Below are 20,461 nucleotides of genomic sequence, written 5' to 3'. Positions count from 1 at the left end.
GGCGAAGGTGCCGCCGGCGCCGGTGTACGCCATGTCGGCCAGGGCTGGGATGCGGAGTCGGACGCATGTCTTCACGATGCGGTGAGTACGGGCGGCGGTCAGGTCGTGGGTGCGGCCGGGCAGGACGCGGGAGATCCACACGAGTTTGCCTGTCGGACCGGTGATGACCTGGTGGTCCACGCCGTGGCGGCGGTGCTTTCCCAAGTAGTCGGCGCGGCCGTCGCCGACGCAGTGGCACTCGGCGGGGGTGCCATTGACCAGGACGTACTCCACATCGGCGTCGCGCAGGGCCCGGGTCAGGCCGGGCGCCTTCCGGGCCAGCAGGTCAGTGACCTGGTGGACATAGGCGTGGGCGGTGCCGACGCTGGTCCGGAAGCCGGCCGCGATCTGCGCGAGGGTGTCGTGCCTGCGCAGGTACACCAGCGCGACCAAGGCGCGTTGCGAGGGAGGGAGTTTGCAGCGGCGGTCACCCTCGCGGGTGACCATGAGCATGGTGACCCACTCGACGAGCGCGTGCGGCAGGTCCAGTGCGGCAGGATAAGTGACCAACGAGGCTTCCTGGCTGGCTGCTTGAGACGTAAGACATCTCGCTCAACAGCCCGGGAGCCTCGTTCGTTCTGCCCTCATCCCCACCGCTCGACCATCACCCGTTCGGTGGCCGCCCTGAAAAGGCTCATTGGCTGCTTTCGCACTACTAGGATCCTGACGTGCCGCAGACACCAACCCAGCCCTCCCAGCCTGTCCAAGATGAGACGCAGTACGCGAAGGCTGCCAAGCGTCATTACGACGATGCCATCCACCTACACTCCATCAAGCGACTGGCCAACGCGGACTACCACTTCGGGTTCGCTGTGGAGTGCGCCCTGAAGAGTCTGTTGATGCGGTACGCCGGAGCGTCACTGAGCCCGAAGCCAAATGGGAGGGCAGCGAAGGCTCCATGGATCCTCGACGCTAGTGGCACGGTGAAGGAGCTTTCCCACCTACCAACGCTATGGACCGCCGTGGCACTGCACCTCCAGGGCCGACAGGGCGGCAGACTGAGCGCAGTGCTGCTAGCTAACAACCCCTTCGCCAACTGGTCAGTCGACCACCGCTACCTCGACGGGACCGCTGTCACAGAGAACGATGTGTCCGGTCACCGTACGGCCGCCGAGCAGATCCTTCGTCTGCATGACCACGCCCTGATTGCTGGAGCTCTCTGATGAACCTCTCTTCTGAACCGATCCGCTTCGACCACGTACGCGGTTTGGCCCTTGTTACCGCCAGGGAGGTCGCAGCGACCGGTATCGACGTGCTAATTGTTCGAGACCTTCTCGGCCGGATCACTCTGCTCATCGACGACCGCGAGCAAGCTCCAGACGAAGATTCACTGCTCGCCTGGGGTGAAAGCCTCAAACAGGCACTCGGCCCCTACGTATCGGGCCAAGGAATCGCGCTCGGATCCACACTATTCCAGGCCACCGCTTTGTTCGATTCCTCTCGTGTCCTCAATGAGATCACCTACGTACCCACAGCTAGCCAGGGGAACATTCGGTGGCTGGAAAACACAGTCGTGGGCGAGGACTGGACACGGGTGTCCGAGGTGCCCGAGCCAAGCATTGAACGTGTTCCAAAAGTGACCCTTTATGGCTTCAAAGGCGGCGTTGGACGCTCCACCGCGACAGCCGTTCTGGCCCGACACCTGGCAGACTCCGGAAAGCGCGTGCTCGTCGTCGACCTTGACCTGGAGTCACCTGGATCTGGCCCTCTATTGCTCACCATGGAGGAGACTCCCCAGTTTGGCTTGGTAGACCAACTCGTTGAGTCGGCTCTGGGTAACGCTAACGGGTTGGATCTGGTGGCTCCAGCATCCCATTACACGCCTACCCGAGGTGAGCTGTGGGTCGCGCCCGCTCGAGGCCGAGGCATTCCTGGCACCCCGTATTCTTACGTGGAAAAGCTGAACCGAATCTACACAGACTCCCCCACCGAGGACGATACTGACTTCGCAAACCGTCTAGCCGAAGCGATCACGGCCTGTGAGTTGGCAATGACAGAGGCCGTTGGAGCGCCAGAGGTTGTGCTATTGGACAGCCGTGCAGGCATTCACGACATCGCAGCTGTCGCAATCTCTCGACTTTGTGATGTCGCCCTGCTTTTCGGCGCCGACAACGCCCATACCTGGGCTGGATACAGCGACCTTTTCACTGCCTGGCGAGACTCAGGCCAAGCCCCTACTGTTCGAGAGCGGCTACACATGGTCGCATCGATGGTCCCAGATACTCCGTCGCGCCCCAAGGACTCTTACCTTGAGGAATTCCGTGACCATTCTTGGTCCTGCTTCTCCGTGCTCTACGACAACGAGGTCACCGACGGCTCCTCACCCCTCCCCAATGAGGCATTCAACCCCAGCCCAGAGGACGACTCGGCCCCGCACTCACCCATCCCCATCCTCTTCTCCTTGGACCTCATCGGTCTCGACTCAATCGCAACACCCGATTGGCCGAGCAGGGGATACATCCAAACCGCGTATGATGAGTTTTTGAAGACCACCACCCACCTGATCTTTCCCGAGGGATCCTCATGACGACCGAACTCACTGTCGGTGAATACCGAGACCTGATGAGTTCGGCGCTGCCATCGGCACAGGACGCCGACACCGTCGAGCCCTCGCTATCATCGCTGTTCACACCAGATAGCCACCGCGCAGCACTGCATGTCGACGCCACGGTGGTACGCGGTGGACGTGGTGTCGGCAAGACTTTCTGGTACCGCTCACTGCTAGACGAGGATCTACGTACTGTCGCTGCCAACGAGTACCGAATTGAGCGACTTCGAAACCTGACAGTCCACCAGGGATACGGGGCCGGCACGGCACCGGAGCTGTATCCGTCTCCCGGCGAGATGAGCAGCATCGTTGAACAGAACGTGCGCCCCTACGATCTATGGAACGCAGTACTGCTGACAGCACTGGGCCTACCAGAGCTGACTGCCCACTCTCATCAGAGATGGGAGGAGCGTGTCCAATGGGTGCGCTCCCACCCGAGCGAGCGGGACCATGCCATTGCGCAAGCGGATCGGCAAGCCACAGAAAAACGCACCACTGTACTGATCCTTTTCGACGCCCTGGAACACTTGCACTGGGATCGCGCCCAGGCAGACCGACTCGTGGCCGGAATCCTCCAACTGGCTCTTGAGATGCGACTGCGTACCAAGAGTATCCGATTCAAGGTATTCATTCGTCCCGACATGTTCGATGGAGCCCTCCTCAACTTTCCTGACGCCTCGAAACTCACGGCCAATGCGGCCAGCCTTCAATGGTCGCGAACAAATCTTTACGGACTCTTCTTCCACTACCTTGGTAACGACAGAAGCCAGGAGTCCGCCAGGTTTCGCGAGTTGACCGGAGATTGGACAGAGCACGTTGAGGGGCGACACCTACCGCCATCCACTCTGCGCGGCGATGAATCCATTCAAGCGGATACCTTCAGCGCGATCGCCGGCCCCTACATGGGAGCCAACTATCGAAAGGGGATCACCTACACATGGCTACCAAACCACCTAATGGACGGCGTCGAGCAGGTTAGTCCACGAAGCTTTCTCAATGCCCTAGTGAAGGCAGTCGAGGAAACTCGCGACAACTACGCCGGCCACGAGTACGCCCTGAATCATGAGGGAATTCGACGCGGGGTCCAATCCGCATCACAGGTCCGCGTTACTGAAATGCGCGAGGATATCCCCTGGGTGAATACTGCCGTAGAGCCGCTGAGAGGCCAGCAGGTCCCCATTGACCCTTCCCTGGTGCTGGATCTCTGGGCAGAATACCGCCTCACCGAACGACTTCATCGCGAGGTAGACCGCGCGGAGTCGATCAAAAGCACCGACAAAATTCGTACCGGTCCACGGTATGCAGATGATCCGCAACGCCTGATCGACGAACTAATCACACTAGGCGTGATGCGTCGACGCAAAGATGGCCGGATCGATCTTCCAGATGTCTATCGAATCGCTTTCTCCATTGGCCGCAAAGGCGGCGTCCCTATGGTTCAAATTTAACCCTGCCAAAAACCACCCCGCCCCAAATCTTTCCAGAATGAGCATGGGACTCTTACAGGAAAGATTACCGGGGCATTGGGCTCCGACCCCTGCCTGCACTGCCCTGGTCGCAGTCTTGATCGAAGGTCCGGACCGCACCTGCGGTCCGGAACTTCGCCGTTCTCAGCCTCCGCCCTCAGCTTGACTCTGTCGGGGATCTTGGCCGTTGTCCTTTCAGCTGACGGCTCGCCAGGAGCGTGGGCGTGGGATGCCGTGTTGGTCGAGGTGGTCCTGGAGGGTTGTCGGCAGTCGTGGGCGTGGGCTTTCGTCGGGGGCCTGCTCTTACTGAGGCGTTCGATGTTGACGGCGATTGCGGTCAGCACGTGCTGCAGATGGGCCTTGGCCTGCCCGCGGTAGCGGCAGTGGCGCATGCCGTGGTCGTGGGCGAACTCGCAGATGGTGCCCCCGATGCCGGACAGGACCGCGTATCGCTTGTGCCAGGCCGGGTCCTGCTGGTCGACGCGGTTGCGCAGTTGCAGTTCGAGCAGTTCGCGCGGAGGGAAGCCGACGGTGCGGTGAGCGTCGCGGGAGCTGGTGCACTTGGCACGTGCCGGGCAGGGCTGGCACTGGCTCTTGGCGAAGCGGGCGACGATCAGCGGGGCTGTGGTCGGTGAGGAGGTCGGGTAGGGGCCATGCCAGCCGGCGCTGGTCTGTCCCTGTGGGCAGGTGACCTTCTTGCAGTCGAAGTCGGTCCGGAAGTCGTCGCGGGCGAAGCCCTCGCTGCGGCGGTGCTGGCGGGTGGGATTGCCCGGCAGCGGTCCGACGAGGGCGATCCGGTGTCGGCGTTCGGCCTGTTCCAGGTGGGCAGAGAGATGTAGCCGGCGTCGACCAAGTGCTGGTCGGGTAGCAGCCCGCGGCGTTCGAACCGGGTGTGGACGCCGGGCAGGACCTCGGTGTCGGCGCTGGTGGCCGGCGTGGTCGCCACATCGGTGGCCACGTTGGGTTCCTCGCCCGAGCAGGTCTCGGCCGCATGGGCGAGGAATCCGGTCCAGCGGGTGACCTGTCCGCAGCGCGCGTAGCGGGCCCTCGGGTCGTAGGGCGAGACGATCCGGCTTGCCGAGGGCGGCAGGCCGCTGCCGTCGTCCTCGTCGCGCCAGCGGAAACGACCGGCGGGGTCCCCGTGGTAGTCCTGCACCAGGATCTGCCGCAGGGCCTGGACTTGAGGGCCTGCCGAGCAGGGACAGGTGGTCGCGGCTGAGGTGTTCGAGTGGGCGGCGGGCATCTTCACCGGTGGTGTTGATCCGGATCTTGGGCCGGGTGGGGTTCTTGCCCAGGCGCACCGGACGGCCGTAGCGGCGGCCCCAGTCCTCTCCGACCAGGCCGTCCAGTGCATGGTCGGCGGTGCGGGCGATTTCCTCCAGGGCCGCGCACACTACCTCGGTGACCAGTTCGAGGCGTGTCAGGTCGCGGACGGCAGCCAGGATGTGGGTGGAGTCGGTGCGCTGGGTGGTGCGTTCGCGGACCAGGCCGTCCTCTTTCAACGGACCAGGGTGAGATCGAGGAGGCGGTCCGCCTGGCCGTCCCGCAGCAGGTGGTCGCGGAAGTCGGTCAGCACGCTGTGGTGGAAGCCGGAAGCCTGGGTCGTCGAGTTCGAGGCCGAGTGAGTACTTGAAGTCGATGCGGCGGCGCATGGCCTCGGCGGCGTCGCGGTCGGACAGGCCAAGTAGGAACTGCAGCACGCTCACCGTGGCCAACTGGGCCGGGGAGAGGCCTGGTCGACCGTCGCGCAGGTATCAGTCGGCGAAGTCCTCGTCCCGTCATAAGCCGTCGAGACGGTCGCGCACCCACATCGCTGTTGTGCCACGGGGGTTGCTGGCCCTGGCTGTCCTCGCCGTCGACTCCGAGACCTCGGCGCCCGAACGGGGACGGACCGACATCTCGCGCTCCTTGGGACTCTCGCGAGCATCGTGCACCCGCGAGACTGGCGCATCACCATGATCACTTGCAGTCAAACACCAAAATTCCCGACAGAGCCAAGCTCGGAGCCCGAAAAGCTCATAGCTCAGGACGCGCCACGGAGGCGAAACGACGCGGAATCTGCCACTGTTGGCCGGCCCTCTGGACTACTCGTGCGCTACTCGTGCGCAACTACGACCAGGCTTCGCCCGCCCCACCCACCAACGGGCGGATCCGCCTCTCACGAAGGAACTTATCCACCAGAAGAACCCGGTCACTCATGGGCAAACGAAGCCAAGACCCGCTCCAGGAGCACTACCTGAGGTGGCCACAGATTCCGACCCGACAGCCCGCACGAATCCGATCCGGCGAACCTGACAGCGGGACTCCCGCTAGATCTCCAAGAAATGTCGAGAAATCCAAGCTCATAGCCTAAAACCCCGAATTGGTCTAGACAACCAGAAAGCCCCAGGCCGCTGACCTGGGGCTTTCTCATGGAGCGGGTGACGAGAATCGAACTCGCGCTCTAAGCTTGGGAAGCTCATGTTCTACCATTAAACTACACCCGCAGCTGACGGTCCGTCAGTGACGGCCCGATCAAGGACCACTGTACCCCATGGTGCGGGGCGGTGAGCACAGGGTTCCGGTGGCGGCGAGCCTGGGTGGGTGGTGTCCGGTAGATCCCCTAATGTGACGCTGTCGGCGGAGAGTGTGGGAAGGGGACCGATGGAGCAGCGCACCGTGGTTCGTTGTGTCGAGGGGCACGTGTTCAGTACGGCGGCGTTTCCGATGCAGCATCTGCAGGCGGGGCGGCTGGGGCCGGGGCGGTTGTTGCGGTGTCCCGGGTGCGGGCGGTTGCGGAGTTCGGTGCCGGCGGACGTGTCGGAGCTGTCGGCGGACGAACTGGCGCGCGGGCTGCGGCTGGTGGCGGTGGAGTCGCTGTCGTAGCGGGCGGCCGGAGCGGTCCACGGGGCGGGCGCTTTTGGGGCGCCCGCCCCGTGGCACGTACGCTCGGGGGCGTGCTGCTCTCCGACAACGACATCCGTGCCGAGATCGACAAGGGGCGGGTCGTGATCGACCCGTTCGAGTCGTCGATGGTCCAGCCGTCGAGCATCGACGTTCGACTGGACCGGTTCTTCCGGGTCTTCGAGAACCACCGCTACCCGCACATCGACCCTTCGGAGGAGCAGCCGGACCTGACGCGGCTGGTCGAGCCGGACGGGGACGACGCGTTCATCCTGCACCCGGGCGAGTTCGTGCTGGCGTCCACCTTCGAGGTGATCACGCTGCCGGACGACGTGGCCTCGCGGCTGGAGGGGAAGTCGAGCCTGGGACGGCTGGGGCTGCTGACGCACTCGACGGCGGGGTTCATCGACCCGGGGTTCAGCGGGCACGTGACGCTGGAGCTGTCGAACGTGGCGACGCTGCCGATCAAGCTGTACCCGGGGATGAAGATCGGGCAGCTGTGCCTGTTCCGGCTCTCCTCGCCGGCCGAGCACCCGTACGGCTCGGAGCGCTACGGCTCGCGGTACCAGGGGCAGCGCGGCCCGACGCCGTCCCGCTCCTACCTGAACTTCCACCGCACCCGGATCTGAACGGACGTGCGAACGAGGGCCGGCCCCGACGGACGGGGCCGGCCCTCGGCGTGTGCGGGGGCGGGCGTCAGGCGCGGACGGGGGTGGTGACGGCGACGAGTTCGGCGCCGTCCGCGGTGAGGGTGAGTGCGGTGCGCAGGCCGGTGAGCTGGCCGAGGCGGTGCAGGTGGGTGCCGCCGCAGGCGATGGCGGCGGGGCCCTCGGGGAGTTCGGTGTGCCAGCGGCGGCGGGCGGTGAGTTCGGGGCCGGGGGTGTCGATGCCGACGGGGGCGTCGGCGGCGACCCAGGCGGCGAGCCGGGCGTTGACGTCCGCGGTGAGGGCGGGGAGGGCGTCGGCGAGGGCCGGGAGGGTGTCGGTGGCGTCGACGGTGAAGCCCTTCTTCTTCAGCGACTTGCCGATCCGGTAGGTGTCGGTGCTGGCGGTGGTGTCCATCACCGAGCTGTCCATGGCGAGGCTGTCGAAGTCGGGGTGGCCGAGGGCGTCGGTGCGGCCGGGGTCCTTGCGCCAGCGCGGGGCGAGGGCGGCGTTCAGGGCGAGGGCGAGCAGGTGGCAGCCGGTGTGCGCGGCGGAGAGCGCGGCGCGGCGTCCGGCGTCGACGGCGAGGTGGGCGGTGCGTCCGACGGCCTCGGGTCCGAGCGCGTCGGCGGGGAGCACGTGCAGCACCAGCCAGGACCAGTCCTCGTCGCCGCGCCGGACCGGGATGTCGGCGCCGACCGCGAACTCGCCCGCGGGCCCGGCCGCGCCGGTGAGGCAGTCGACGACGGGGTGGGCGGTGCCGTCGAGGGTGAGGGTGCCGTGGTCGGCGGGCTGGTCGGGCCAGGTGTGGTCGACGGGGTGGAACGGGGTCGTCGCGGTGACCACCGCGGTGCGGCCGTCCGGCAGGGCGTGCACGGCGAGGACCGGTGACTCGCCGGTCACCTCCCCGGCCGGAAAGCTGACGTGGGTGGTGGGCAGGCTCATGCGCGGGCTCCGGACGGGGTGCGAGGGTGGGTCGAACACCTCACCCTACAAACCCGGCCGGACCGGGCCGGACGCCCGACCCGAGGGGGCCGTCCGCCCGGGCCCGGAGCCCCGGTGCTAGGCCCGGGGGCCTGGGTGCCGGGCCCCGAGCCCCGGTGCCGGGCCCGCGCGCCGCGCCTCAGCCCAGGGTCGGCAGCTTGATCAGCACCAGCAGCGCCAGCAGCTGCACCGCCGCCGCACCGGCCGCCTTGCCCCAGGGCAGGTCGTGGATCCGCCGCACCATGGTGGTCAGCAGGACCGCGCAGCCCACCCAGGTCGCCCAGCCGACCACCTGCACGACCGGGTTGCCGGCCGGCAGGAAGAGGGCGAGCAGCAGCCGCGGGGCGTCGGTGGTCCAGCTGATCAGCGCGGCCAGGCCGACCGTGGACTGCCAGGGGCCGTCGCCGCCGAACTGCCGGGCCAGGGCGTAGGTGACCGCGGAGAGCACCCCGCCGGCCAGCGTGAAGGCGACCGCGGCGCCGCCGATCGCCCACAGCGCGACCGCGAAGGTGGAGTGCACCACCTGGTCGTAGGTGGAGTCGAGGGCGAACACCGCGAGCACGCCGTACAGCAGCGACACGCACAGCGCGGGCAGCCACACCTGGTGGTCGCGCATCCGGTCGAAGGTGGCGCCGGGGCTGCGGTACATGCCGACCAGCAGCTGCCGCCAGGGCAGCCGGGGCCCGCCCGCGTGCGGCGCGGCCTGGCCGCCGGCCCGGTAGACGGCGACGTTGTCCGCCGCCCCGGGGGCGTAGCCGCCCGGCTCGGGGCCGTCCGGGTGGTGGCCGTAGCCGTAGCCGTCCGGCCCCGCCGGGTGGCCCGGGTGGCCGCCGTACCCGTCGTCGTAGCCCTGGCCGTCGTAGCCCTGGCCGTCGCCGTACGGGTACGGCTGCTCGCCGTATGGCTGCTCGTCGTAGGACTGGTCGCCGTACGGCTGGTCGCCGTAGGGCTGCTCGCCGAGCGCGAAGGCCCTGGTGTGGCCGGGCCGGTCGCCGGGGCCGGTGGGCCCGGGGTGCGGGGCGGTGAAGTACTCGGGGGCGCCGGTGGGCGCGCCGGGGTACGGGTCGCCCTGGGGGGTGCCAGGTGCGGGTGCCGTCCAGCGCTGCCGGGGGTCGGCGCCCCGTCCGTCGTCGTGTCGATTGCCAGCCACGCCTCGACGGTACCCGCAACGGCTGACCCACCGTCGGGTGATCATGGCGGCGGGACCGGATTGCAGCCGTCCTGTGACGGTGCGCCCGGCTCCGGCCCGACGTGTTCCGGCGGAGTCCGGGCGGGAGGGGCTCAGCCGGTGACGCCGGCGCCGGGCGCGTGCACCGCGGCGGCGTTGCTGAGGCCGGCCTCGCAGCCGCCGGGGCCCGCCGACAGCCGGACGGCGCCGACCGGGAGCCGGGTGCCGCAGGCGATCCGCAGGCCGGACGGGAGCTCGTTCTCGGCCTCCAGGACGGCGCCGTCGCCGATCACCACGCCGTCCAGCGAGCAGCGCTCGCCGATCTCGGCGTAGGCGCCGACGATGGAGTCCCGGACGTACGCGCCGGCCTCGATCCGGGCGCCGGGCAGCACCACGCTGCCCTCGACGATGGCGCCGGCGGCGACCCGGGCGCCCTCGGAGACCACGGTGCCGGAGCTGAGCACGGCGGCCGGGTCGACGTGCGAGCCGGGCAGCAGCAGCGCCTCGCCGGTGGGGCCGGGGACGGCCGGGGAGTCGACCTTGCCGAGCACCAGGTCGGCCGAGCCGCGGACGAAGGCGGCGGGGGTGCCCAGGTCCAGCCAGTAGGAGGTGTCGACGACGCCGCGCAGCAGCGCGCCGGTGGCGAGCAGTTCGGGGAAGGTCTCGCGCTCGACCGAGACCTCGCGGCCGGTCGGGATGCGGTCGATCACCGAGCGGGTGAAGACGTAGCAGCCCGCGTTGATCTGGTCGGTGACGATCTGCTCGGGGGTCTCGGGCTTCTCCAGGAAGGCGAGCACCCGGCCGTCCGGATCGGTCGGGACGAGGCCGAAGGCACGCGGATCGGCCACCCGGGTGAGGTGCAGGGTGACGTCGGCGCCGGAGGCGCTGTGCCCGTCGCGCAGGGCGGCGATGTCCAGGCCGGAGAGGATGTCGCCGTTGAAGACCAGCACCGGCTCCTCGGGGCCGCAGGTGAGGCCGGTGGCGGCGTTGCGGATCGCGCCGCCGGTGCCCAGCGGCTCCTCCTCGGTGAGGTAGACCAGTTCGATGCCGTAGGGGCTGCCGTCCTGGAAGTGGTCGACGAAGACCTCGGCGAGGTAGGAGGTGGCGAGCACCACGCGGGTGACGCCGGCGGCGGCGGCCCGGGCGAGCTGGTGCGCGATGAACGGGACACCCGCCACGGGCAGCATCGGTTTCGGCGTGTGGGTGGTCAACGGACGGAGGCGGGTGCCCTTGCCTCCGACCAGCATGATCGCCTGGGTCATGGTGCTGTCTCCCGTGGTCGAATTCCGGCGGCCCGGCACGACAGGGTCCGGTGCGCTCGCTCGGTGAACTGGCCGGGGCGGCGTGCCATGGCCTCCGACGGAACCGGTCCTTCCCGCGGTTCCGTCGCACACTCTATTTGCTCGAACATCGTCTGGGTGCCACCGCCCCGGTCGTTTCGGGCTGCGGACCCACGCGCCGGACCCCGGGGCCGCGACGGGCGCCCGGGGTCCGGGTGGTGCGGGTGGTGCAGGTGGTGCAAGCAGTGCGGGTGGTGCGGGGGCGTCAGGCCTCGACCGGCTCCGCCTCGGCGGCGGGGGCGGCCTTGACCGACTCCAGCAGCAGCTGGGCGACGTCGACGACCTTGAGGTGCTCCTTGGCCGCGCCCTCGTTCTTCTTGCCGTTGACCGAGTCGGAGAGCATCACCAGGCAGAACGGGCAGGCGGTGGAGACGATGTCCGGGTTCAGCGACAGCGCCTCGTCCACCCGCTCGGTGTTGATCCGCTTGCCGATCCGCTCCTCCATCCACATCCGGGCGCCGCCTGCGCCGCAGCAGAAGCCGCGCTCCTTGTGGCGGTGCATCTCCTCGTTGCGCAGGCCGGGCACCCGGCCGATGATCTCGCGCGGCGGGGTGTAGACCTTGTTGTGCCGGCCGAGGTAGCACGGGTCGTGGTAGGTGATCAGGCCCTCCACCGGGTTCACCGGCAGCAGCTTGCCCTCGTCGATCAGGTGCTGGAGCAGCTGGGTGTGGTGGATGACCTCGAAGTGGCCGCCGAGCTGCGGGTACTCGTTGGCGATGGTGTTGAAGCAGTGCGGGCAGGTGGCGACGATCCGCTTGGTGGGGGCGTCCTCCAGCGCGGCGTTCAGGGTCTCGACGTTCTGCGCGCCGAGCATCTGGAACAGGAACTCGTTGCCGAGGCGGCGCGGGGAGTCACCGGTGCAGGTCTCCTCCTTGCCGAGGATGGCGAACTTCACGCCCGCGGTGTGCAGCAGTTCGGCGAACGCCTTGGTGGTCTTCTTGGCCCGGTCCTCCAGGGCGCCGGCGCAGCCGACCCAGTACAGGTACTCGACCTCGGCGGGGTCGATGTCCTCGCCGATCACCGGCACCTCGATGCCGGTCTCCTTCTTCAGCTCCTTGACCCAGTCCAGCCGGGCCTTGGTGGCTAGGCCCCACGGGTTGCCCTTGTTCTCCAGGTTCTTGAGCATCGTCCCGGCCTCGGTCGGGAAGCTGCTCTCGATCATCACCTGGTAGCGGCGCATGTCGACGATGTGGTCGATGTGCTCGATGTCGACCGGGCACTGCTCGACGCAGGCGCCGCAGGTGGTGCAGGACCACAGCACGTCCGGGTCGATGACGCCGTTCTCCTCGGCGGTGCCGATCAGCGGGCGCTCGGCCTCGGCCAGGGCGGCGGCGGGGACGCCGGCGAGCTGCTCGGCGGTGGCCCGCTCCTCGCCCTCCATCGACTTGCCGCCGCCGGCCAGCAGGTAGGGGGCCTTGGCGAAGGCGTGCTCGCGCAGGCTCATGATCAGCAGCTTGGGCGAGAGCGGCTTGCCGGTGTTCCAGGCCGGGCACTGCGACTGGCAGCGGCCGCACTCGGTGCAGGTGGAGAAGTCGAGGATGCCCTTCCAGGAGAAGTGCTCGACCTGGGAGACGCCGAACACGGCGTCGTCGGCCGGGTCCTCGAAGTCGATCGGGGCGCCGCCGCTGGTCATCGGGCGCAGCGCGCCGAGCGCGGTGCCGCCGTCGTCCTCGCGCTTGAAGTAGATGTTGAAGAAGGCCAGGAAGCGGTGCCAGGCGACGCCCATCGAGGGGTTGACGCCGATGGTGATCGCCCAGGCGAAGGAGATGCAGATCTTCAGCATCGCGAACAGGTAGACCAGGTTGACCAGGGTGCCGTGCGCGGTGCCGTGGAAGGCGGCGGCGATCGGGTACGAGACCAGGTAGGCCGGGTCGTAGGAGTCGACGCCCTCCAGGGCGCCCTCCAGGCCGCGCAGCATCATGATGCACAGGCCGATGCCGAGGATCGTGTACTCGACGTAGAACGCCTGCCAGGCGATCGAGCCGGCGAACCGGGACTTGCGGCCGGCCCGGGAGGGCAGGCTGAGCAGGCGGATCACCATCAGGGTGAGGATGCCCAGGGTGGTGAGGGTGCCGATCAGCTCGACGAAGATGTTCCACGGCAGCCAGTGGCCGATGACCGGGAGCACGAACTCGGCGTCGAAGAGCTGCCCGAAGGCGTTCACCAGGGTGAGCACCAGCGAGAAGAACCCGACGGCGACGAACCAGTGGGCGACGCCGACGACGCCCCAGCGGTTCATCCGGGTGTGGCCGAGGAACTCCTTGGCCACGGTGGCGACCCGCTGCGCGGGCTGCCCGAATCGGGTGCCGTCGGCGGAGCCGGTGCGCACCACCTTGTAGATGTACAGCGCCGCACGGGCGGCGAGCGCGGTGCCGATCACGAATGTGACCAGCGAGATGACGATCGCTGCTAGCTGCATCGGCTCTCCGTCTCCAGCGGCTCTGGTCCGAGTCTTCCCTTGGGTCCCCCGCAGATTGTACTGGTCGGTAACTTGCAGGGTCGACGCGCCGGACATTACCGCGCGTTAACACTCCGCCAGAAGATGTTCAAGGTATGGCGGCAGTCACTAAGCCCAGACTCACCCGCCCGGAGCAGCCGCCGGACCCCTCGCGACATAAGCGCTCAGTAAAGTTGAGCGACACGGACTCAAAGCTGTTGACGCGGCCCGATCGGTCGTGCATCCTTGAGTCCGTACTGCTCAACTTCTCCTCGGAGGTATTCACGATGGCACGCGCGGTCGGCATCGACCTCGGTACGACGAACTCCGTCGTCAGTGTTCTTGAGGGCGGTGAGCCCACGGTCATCACCAACGCCGAGGGCGCTCGGACCACGCCGTCCGTCGTCGCCTTCGCCAAGAACGGCGAGGTGCTCGTCGGCGAGGTCGCCAAGCGGCAGGCGGTCACCAACGTCGACCGCACCATCCGCTCGGTGAAGCGCCACATGGGCACCGACTGGAAGATCGGCATCGACGGCAAGGACTTCACGCCGCAGCAGATCTCCGCCTTCGTCCTGCAGAAGCTCAAGCGGGACGCCGAGGCCTACCTGGGCGAGACGGTCACCGACGCCGTCATCACCGTCCCGGCCTACTTCAACGACTCCGAGCGCCAGGCCACCAAGGAGGCCGGCGAGATCGCGGGCCTGAACGTCCTGCGCATCGTCAACGAGCCGACCGCGGCCGCCCTGGCCTACGGCCTGGACAAGGACGACCAGACCATCCTGGTCTTCGACCTCGGCGGCGGCACCTTCGACGTCTCGCTGCTGGAGATCGGCGACGGCGTGGTCGAGGTCAAGGCCACCAACGGCGACAACCACCTCGGCGGCGACGACTGGGACCAGCGGGTCGTCGACCACCTGGTGAAGGTCTTCCAGTCCGGCCACGGCGTCGACCTGTCCAAGGACAAGATGGCCGTCCAGCGCCTGCGCGAGGCCGCCGAGAAGGCCAAGATCGAGCTGTCCTCGTCCTCCGAGACCTCGATCAACCTGCCCTACATCACGGCCTCCGCCGAGGGCCCGCTGCACCTGGACGAGAAGCTCACCCGCTCGCAGTTCCAGCAGCTCACCTCGGACCTGCTGGACCGCTGCAAGGTCCCGTTCCACAACGTGATCAAGGACGCCGGCATCCAGCTGTCCGAGATCGACCACGTGGTCCTGGTCGGCGGCTCGACCCGCATGCCGGCCGTCGCCGAGCTGGTCAAGGAGCTGACCGGCGGCAAGGACGCCAACAAGGGCGTCAACCCGGACGAGGTCGTCGCCATCGGCGCCTCGCTCCAGGCCGGTGTCCTCAAGGGCGAGGTCAAGGACGTCCTGCTGCTCGACGTCACCCCGCTGTCCCTCGGCATCGAGACCAAGGGCGGCATCATGACCAAGCTGATCGAGCGCAACACCACGATCCCGACCAAGCGCTCCGAGATCTTCACCACCGCCGAGGACAACCAGCCCTCCGTGCAGATCCAGGTCTACCAGGGCGAGCGCGAGATCGCGGCGTACAACAAGAAGCTCGGCATGTTCGAGCTGACCGGCCTGCCGCCGGCCCCGCGCGGCCTGCCGCAGATCGAGGTCACCTTCGACATCGACGCCAACGGCATCATGCACGTGGCCGCGAAGGACCTCGGCACCGGCAAGGAGCAGAAGATGACCGTCACCGGCGGCTCCTCGCTGCCGAAGGACGAGGTCAACCGCATGCGCGAGGAGGCCGAGCGCTACGCGGAGGAGGACACCAAGCGCCGCGAGGCCGTCGAGACCCGCAACCAGGGCGAGCAGCTCGTCTACTCGACCGAGAAGTTCATCGCGGACAACGCGGACAAGCTCCCGGCGGACGTCAAGACCGAGGTCGAGACCGCCATCGGCGAGCTCAAGGAGACCCTCAAGGGCGAGGACGTCGCGGCCATCCGCACCGCCACCGAGAAGGTCTCCACCACCGCCCAGAAGCTCGGCGCGGCGCTGTACGCGCAGGCCGACGGCGCGGGCGCGGCGGCCGGCGCGGCCGGGGCCGGCGAGGCGGGCGCCAAGGAGGACGACGTGGTCGACGCCGAGATCGTCGACGACGAGAAGCCCAAGGGCGGTGCGGCATGACGGAGAAGCCGCAGGGCGAGCAGCCCGGCGACGACTCCGCCGCCGAGGAGGCCGTGCTCAAGGCAGCCGAGGAGGCCGTCGCGGGTGCGGGTGCCGACGAACTGGCCGCCGCCAAGCGCGAGGCCGGCGAGCGCACCGCCGACCTGCAGCGGCTCCAGGCCGAGTACCAGAACTACCGCAAGCGGGTCGAGCGCGACCGGGCCACCGTCCGGGAGATCGCGGTCTCCAGCATCCTGGAGTCGCTGGTCCCGGTGCTGGACGACATCGGCCGGGCCCGCGAGCACGGCGAGGTGACGGGCGGCTTCAAGTCGGTCGCCGAGTCGCTGGAGACGGTCGTCGCCAAGCTCGGGCTGCAGCAGTTCGGCAAGGAGGGCGAGCCCTTCGACCCGACCATCCACGAGGCGCTGATGCACAGTTACTCGTCGGACGTGACGGAGGACACCTGCGTGCAGATCCTCCAGCCCGGGTACCGGATCGGCGAGCGGATCATCCGCCCGGCGATGGTCGCGGTCGCGGAGCCCCAGCCGGGCACCCAGACCACCGGCGAGCCGGACGGCGACCAGGCTGACGGCCCGTCCGACAGCTGAGTAGAGTCCCCGTGCGCTGCGGAGTCGTACGTCGTCCAGTACGACGGCCGGCTCCGCAGCGCCGTATCACGGCACCGCGCCGCGCGGTGCCGGCAGGCAACAGAACTTCGGGATTCCGGGAGGTGGCGGTCAAAGGCCATGAGCGCTAAGGACTACGTGGAGAAGGACTACTACAAGGTCCTCGGCGTGCCCAAGGACGCCACCGCCGCAGAGATCAAGAAGACGTACCGCAAGCTGGCCCGCGAGTTCCACCCGGACGCGAACAAGGGCGACGCCAAGGCCGAGGAGCGCTTCAAGGACATCTCCGAGGCGTACGACGTGCTCTCCGACGAGAAGCGCCGCAAGGAGTACGACGAGGCCCGCTCGCTGTTCGCGGGCGGCGGCTTCCGGCCCGGCGGGGCGGGCGCGGCCGGGGGCTTCGACTTCGGCGACCTCTTCAACGGCGGGAGCGGCTCGGCCGGTGGCGGGATCGGCGACGTGTTCGGCGGCCTGTTCAACCGCGGCGGTCGGCAGACCGCCCAGCCGCGCCGCGGGGCCGACGTCGAGACCGAGGTCACGCTGAACTTCGAGGAGGCCGTGGACGGCGCGACGGTGCCGCTGCGGATGACCTCCCAGGCCGCCTGCCGCGCCTGCGCCGGGACGGGCGCCAAGGCCGGCACCACCCCGCGGGTCTGCCCGACCTGCGTCGGCGCGGGCACCGTCAGCCGGGGCCAGGGCGCCTTCGCGCTCTCCGAGCCCTGCCGGGACTGCAAGGGCCGCGGCATGATCGTCGACGACCCGTGCACCGTCTGCCACGGCAGCGGCCGGGCCTCCTCGGCCCGGACCATGCAGGTGCGCATCCCGGCCGGGGTGCAGGACGGCCAGCGGATCCGGCTCAAGGGCAAGGGCGCCCAGGGCGAGCGCGGCGGCCAGCCTGGAGACCTGTACGTCACGGTGCACGTCGACCCGCACCCGGTGTTCGGGCGCAAGGGCGACAACCTCACGGTGACCGTGCCGGTGAGCTTCCCCGAAGCCGCGCTGGGCGGCACCATCGAGGTGCCGACCCTGAACGGTCCGGCCGTGAAGCTCAAGCTGCCGCCCGGCAGCGCCAACGGCCTGACCATGCGGGCCCGGGGCAAGGGCGCCACCCGCAAGGACGGCACCCGCGGCGACCTGCTGGTCACCGTGGAGGTCTCGGTGCCCAAGCACGTCGACGGAGACGCGCTGACCGCACTGGAGCAGTACCGCGAGGCCACCGCCTCGGACGACCCGCGAGCCGCCCTGTTCAAGGCGGCGGAGGGAGCGTGAGACCCCGATGAGTCCCCATCCCGACAGCAGCCGCGACGGCACCGGCCGGATCGGCACCGGCCTGGGCGAGGGCCTGCCCGGCGGCGGCCGCCCCCGCGCCGCCGCCCCGCCGTACGTGCTCACCGAGGACACCCCGGTCTACGTCATCTCGGTCGCCGCCGAACTCTCCGGGCTGCACCCGCAGACCCTCCGCCAGTACGACCGCCTCGGCCTGGTCAGCCCCGACCGCACCGCCGGCCGCGGCCGCCGCTACTCCGCCCGGGACATCCAGCAGCTGCGCGAGGTCCAGCGGCTCTCCCAGGACGAGGGCATCAACCTGGCCGGCATCAAGCGGATCATCGAGCTGGAGAACCAGGTCGCCGCCCTGCAGTCCCGCGTCACCGAACTGGTCGACGCCCTGGAGAGCGCCGCCGCCACCCTCCAGCAGCGCGAGGCCGCCGTGCACGCCTCCTACCGCCGCGACCTGGTCCCCTACCAGCAGGTCCAGCAGTCCAGCGCGCTGGTGGTCTGGCGGCCCAAGCGCTGAGCGCCCGGCACCGAGCCGCCGACACCCCTCCCGTTCGGGGGGTGCCGGCGGCTTCCGCGTCCTGTCAGAGTTCTTTTCCGGAGCGCCGCCCGGCTGTCCGCAGTCCGGTAATCCGAGGGGGATCGGGAGACCTTCGCTCTATGATGCGGGCCGGAGGGCACGCGCCGGATCCACCAAAGGCCCCAGCTCAGGCAAGGAGTCATGGACATGAGCACTGAGCGGAGGAACCCCGCCGCGGCCCCTGGCCTTTCCCCCGAGGCCCGGGCCCTCTACACCCGGGCCGTGCAGAGCGGCGGGAAGCTGACCGGGCGCCACGCCCTCCCCGCCGACCGGGACGACCCCGCGCTGCACGAACTGCTGGACGTCGGGCTCCTGCAGCCCGAGGTGGGCCCGGCCGGGACGTACGCGGTGAAGGACCCCCAGCAGCTGGCCGAGGCATTGTCACTGGGCTTCCAGCTGGAAGCCACCAGAATCCTGCACCGCTCGATGGCGACCACCCAGGCCCTGCAGGAACTCCACCAGGAGTACCTGGCCTACATCGCGCACCCCGAATCCGGCGGCGCCATCGAATACGTCCAGGGCCGGGGGAACATCAACGAAAACCTGGCGGCGATCATGGCCAGCGCGTCGAATGAAATGCTCACGGCACAACCCGGCGGCGGCCGCGGCGAGGACGCCCTGAAGATAGCGATCGCCCGCGATATGGAATTCGTGGAACGCGGCGGGACGATCAGGACCATCTACCAGCCGAGCGCCCGCTATTCGAACCCGACGATCAGCTACGTCCAGGCGGTGACCCAAGAGGGTTGCCAGGTGAGAACACTGGACGAGGCCTTCGCCAAGCTGATCGTGATCGACCGGAAGGTCGCCGTGATAACCGTCGGCGACGAACAGAACCGGGACCGCGCGGCCTTCGTCCGGGACGACGCCGTCATCGACTACATCGTGGGCGTCTTCCACAGTCAGTGGGAGCGGGCCATCCCCTTCACCGGCGGCCACGAAATACCGCCGCAGGTGGTGTCCAGCATGCGCAAGCAAATCGTCCGCATGATGCTGGAGGGCATCGCGCACCGCACGATCGCCCGGCGCATCGGCCTCAGCGAGCGCACGCTGGCCCGCCACATCGCCGAAATGCGCGAGGAGTACGGGGTGGAGACGCTCTTCCAGCTCGGGTGGAAGATCGCACAGGCCGAGGGGCCGACGGGCTGAGCTCGGCGGCCCCTCGACGCCGGGGCCTACCAGTGGCTGTCCATGTCCGCCGCGAGGGCCTTCTGCACCACAGTGGTCTCGGAGGCACTCCAGTAGGAGTCCGCGCTCGCCGGGCCGGCTCCGAGAAACACAGTGATGCCCAGCAGAACAGTCGCGATCAGGATACGACGGACCTTCAGCACAACATCACTCCTTTCGGGACAAATCCATCGCGAGCATCGCCCGCTCGAACGATGGCCGCACCAATTTCCGACATATGATTCCCCATCAACCGCCCTCACGTCACCCCACCCCCCTCATCATGCCGGGGATCGGTCGCTGAAATGTGCATGTCGGCGCGCACGAACGGGGGTCGCGGGCCGAGGTGTCATCTATCCGCCAGGCAGCCAGATGCCACCGTGCGCCAGTGGACTCGTTGACACCCGGCGATGGACGATCAGCTAGTCGTAACCGCAGTAGCACAATCCAGCGCGTCCACCGCACCGGCCGCCGAACCCGGAGCGCGGCAATCTCCGGGTCCTCAACCGCCGTTCCGACGGACAGGGGGCATCGGACCCGACGGCCGAATCACCACACCCGGAGTCGACATGAGTGAGCACCACCTGCAACACCGCGCCGAGGGGCGCCGCGCACGCGTGTTCCTGGCCGCGCCGCTGATGCGGCTGACCGGCCCGGCAGACAGTGTGGTGACGCTGGCCAGCCGGACCAGACTGACCACGCTGCGCAGCACGCTGCTGGACAGCGGGGCCGCGGTGTACAGCGCGCACCACAGCGACGCGTGGACGGTGGCCGGACGGGCACCGGAGCAGCGGGTGCCGTCGGACTTCCGGGCGATGCAGAGCGCGGACCTGGTCTTCGCGTACGTGGGCGCCCCGCTGTCGGCCGGGGTGAGCCTGGAGCTCGGGTGGGCGTCGGCGCTGCGCAAGCCGATCGTGCTCCTGGTGGACGAGGCGATCACGCACAACCCGCTGATCGCCACCATCGAGCAGGTCTCGCCGGTGCTGCCGCTGGTCTTCGACGACACCTGGTCGCAGGAGGCGCTGCACCACACCGTGGAGACCGCGCTGGACTGGGCCGGGATGGCGCTGTCGCTGCGCGGCGGCTTCTGGACCGCGCCCGGCGACCAGTTCCCGCGGCCGCGCCGCGAGCACACCGGCCCGTACGGCTTCTGGTCCCCGGAGATCGCCACCGGCTGACGGCCCGTCCG

18 protein-coding genes, 1 tRNA gene and 2 pseudogenes are annotated in these 20,461 nt (G+C 68.6%); 12 read left to right on the top strand and 9 right to left on the bottom strand.

What is annotated here, in order from left to right; translation table 11 throughout:
- Positions 1–549 (bottom strand): transposase family protein (locus tag K353_RS31560; protein ID WP_111556797.1); only part of this gene is annotated, 549 nt, incomplete at its 3' end.
- A gap of 158 nt (positions 550–707) precedes the next feature.
- On the opposite strand from K353_RS31560, the gene K353_RS31555 reads away from it, so the two are divergent.
- The 3 genes from K353_RS31555 to K353_RS31545 are packed head-to-tail and all read left to right on the top strand — an operon-like array spanning position 708 to position 4,035.
- Positions 708–1,202, top strand: coding sequence for a hypothetical protein (locus K353_RS31555; RefSeq protein WP_111556912.1), 495 nt, complete (start codon positions 708–710; stop codon positions 1,200–1,202).
- The gene (locus K353_RS31550) at positions 1,202–2,566 is read left to right on the top strand and encodes a KGGVGR-motif variant AAA ATPase (protein WP_111556911.1); all 1,365 of its coding nucleotides are present in this window, start codon (positions 1,202–1,204) and stop codon (positions 2,564–2,566) included. Before K353_RS31555 ends, K353_RS31550 begins: the two co-directional genes overlap by 1 nt.
- A complete protein-coding gene (locus K353_RS31545; protein WP_111556910.1) occupies positions 2,563–4,035 on the top strand; it encodes a hypothetical protein in 1,473 nt (490 codons plus the stop codon). Before K353_RS31550 ends, K353_RS31545 begins: the two co-directional genes overlap by 4 nt.
- Here the strand turns inward: K353_RS31545 and K353_RS36300 are convergent.
- Positions 4,032–5,354, bottom strand: a complete 1,323-nt coding sequence (locus K353_RS36300) for a transposase (protein ID WP_233533954.1) — start codon at positions 5,352–5,354, stop codon at positions 4,032–4,034. The genes K353_RS31545 and K353_RS36300 overlap by 4 nt on opposite strands.
- On the opposite strand from K353_RS36300, the gene K353_RS36295 reads away from it, so the two are divergent.
- Positions 5,259–5,678, top strand: a complete 420-nt coding sequence (locus K353_RS36295; protein WP_233533955.1) for a hypothetical protein — start codon at positions 5,259–5,261, stop codon at positions 5,676–5,678. The genes K353_RS36300 and K353_RS36295 overlap by 96 nt on opposite strands.
- A 30-nt stretch (positions 5,679–5,708) precedes the next feature.
- Here K353_RS36295 and K353_RS36290 read toward each other — a convergent pair.
- Positions 5,709–5,753, bottom strand: a pseudogene (locus K353_RS36290) (hypothetical protein); the annotation flags it as partial.
- 712 nt (positions 5,754–6,465) lie between these two features.
- Positions 6,466–6,539, bottom strand: a tRNA-Gly gene (locus K353_RS31535).
- Positions 6,540–6,696: 157 nt separating this feature from the next.
- Between K353_RS31535 and K353_RS31530 the strand changes: the two genes are divergently transcribed.
- Together K353_RS31530 and dcd are read left to right on the top strand one after the other, a co-directional pair.
- Positions 6,697–6,918 (top strand): hypothetical protein, encoded by a 222-nt coding sequence (locus K353_RS31530; RefSeq protein ID WP_100837305.1) that lies wholly within the window; start codon positions 6,697–6,699, stop codon positions 6,916–6,918.
- Between the two features lie 71 nt (positions 6,919–6,989).
- Positions 6,990–7,565, top strand: coding sequence for a dCTP deaminase (gene dcd / locus K353_RS31525; RefSeq protein WP_111556909.1), 576 nt, complete (start codon positions 6,990–6,992; stop codon positions 7,563–7,565).
- A 67-nt stretch (positions 7,566–7,632) separates the two neighbouring features.
- On the opposite strand, the gene K353_RS31520 is transcribed toward dcd, so the two are convergent.
- The 4 genes and pseudogenes from K353_RS31520 to K353_RS31500 all read right to left on the bottom strand — a co-directional run bounded on the left by K353_RS31520 (position 7,633) and on the right by K353_RS31500 (position 13,492).
- Complete coding sequence (locus K353_RS31520; protein ID WP_111556908.1) at positions 7,633–8,526, bottom strand: metal-dependent hydrolase; 894 nt, start codon at positions 8,524–8,526, stop codon at positions 7,633–7,635.
- Between the two features lie 178 nt (positions 8,527–8,704).
- Positions 8,705–9,715 carry a Yip1 family protein gene (locus K353_RS31515; protein ID WP_233533953.1) on the bottom strand — a complete coding sequence of 337 codons (1,011 nt, stop codon included), beginning with the start codon at positions 9,713–9,715 and terminating at the stop codon, positions 8,705–8,707.
- A gap of 206 nt (positions 9,716–9,921) precedes the next feature.
- Positions 9,922–10,995, bottom strand: a pseudogene (locus K353_RS31510) (sugar phosphate nucleotidyltransferase); the annotation flags it as partial.
- Positions 10,996–11,278: 283 nt separating this feature from the next.
- Positions 11,279–13,492: a (Fe-S)-binding protein gene (locus K353_RS31500; RefSeq protein WP_111556905.1), complete on the bottom strand. Its 2,214-nt coding sequence runs from the start codon at positions 13,490–13,492 to the stop codon at positions 11,279–11,281.
- Between the two features lie 305 nt (positions 13,493–13,797).
- Here K353_RS31500 and dnaK point away from each other — a divergent pair, with 305 nt between their 5' ends.
- The 5 genes from dnaK to K353_RS31475 all read left to right on the top strand — a co-directional run bounded on the left by dnaK (position 13,798) and on the right by K353_RS31475 (position 19,254).
- On the top strand, positions 13,798–15,645 hold the full coding sequence (gene dnaK, locus K353_RS31495; protein WP_111556904.1) for a molecular chaperone DnaK: 1,848 nt from the start codon (positions 13,798–13,800) through the stop codon (positions 15,643–15,645).
- Positions 15,642–16,232, top strand: coding sequence for a nucleotide exchange factor GrpE (gene grpE, locus K353_RS31490; RefSeq protein ID WP_100837298.1), 591 nt, complete (start codon positions 15,642–15,644; stop codon positions 16,230–16,232). The genes dnaK and grpE overlap by 4 nt, the downstream gene beginning before the upstream one ends.
- A gap of 138 nt (positions 16,233–16,370) precedes the next feature.
- Positions 16,371–17,519: a molecular chaperone DnaJ gene (dnaJ, locus tag K353_RS31485; RefSeq protein WP_111556903.1), complete on the top strand. Its 1,149-nt coding sequence runs from the start codon at positions 16,371–16,373 to the stop codon at positions 17,517–17,519.
- Between the two features lie 7 nt (positions 17,520–17,526).
- On the top strand, positions 17,527–18,045 hold the full coding sequence (locus tag K353_RS31480; protein ID WP_233533952.1) for a heat shock protein transcriptional repressor HspR: 519 nt from the start codon (positions 17,527–17,529) through the stop codon (positions 18,043–18,045).
- A gap of 207 nt (positions 18,046–18,252) precedes the next feature.
- Positions 18,253–19,254: a hypothetical protein gene (locus K353_RS31475; protein ID WP_146616632.1), complete on the top strand. Its 1,002-nt coding sequence runs from the start codon at positions 18,253–18,255 to the stop codon at positions 19,252–19,254.
- Between the two features lie 26 nt (positions 19,255–19,280).
- On the opposite strand, the gene K353_RS34670 is transcribed toward K353_RS31475, so the two are convergent.
- Complete coding sequence (locus K353_RS34670; protein WP_158585551.1) at positions 19,281–19,436, bottom strand: hypothetical protein; 156 nt, start codon at positions 19,434–19,436, stop codon at positions 19,281–19,283.
- A 405-nt stretch (positions 19,437–19,841) separates the two neighbouring features.
- Here K353_RS34670 and K353_RS31470 point away from each other — a divergent pair, with 405 nt between their 5' ends.
- Complete coding sequence (locus tag K353_RS31470; RefSeq protein WP_030905655.1) at positions 19,842–20,450, top strand: hypothetical protein; 609 nt, start codon at positions 19,842–19,844, stop codon at positions 20,448–20,450.
- Positions 20,451–20,461 lie beyond the last annotated feature (11 nt).

It is taken from the genome of Kitasatospora sp. SolWspMP-SS2h, assembly GCF_003259315.1.
GTDB lineage: Bacteria > Actinomycetota > Actinomycetes > Streptomycetales > Streptomycetaceae > Kitasatospora > Kitasatospora fiedleri.
This window is presented reverse-complemented; position numbering and strand designations above follow the sequence as displayed.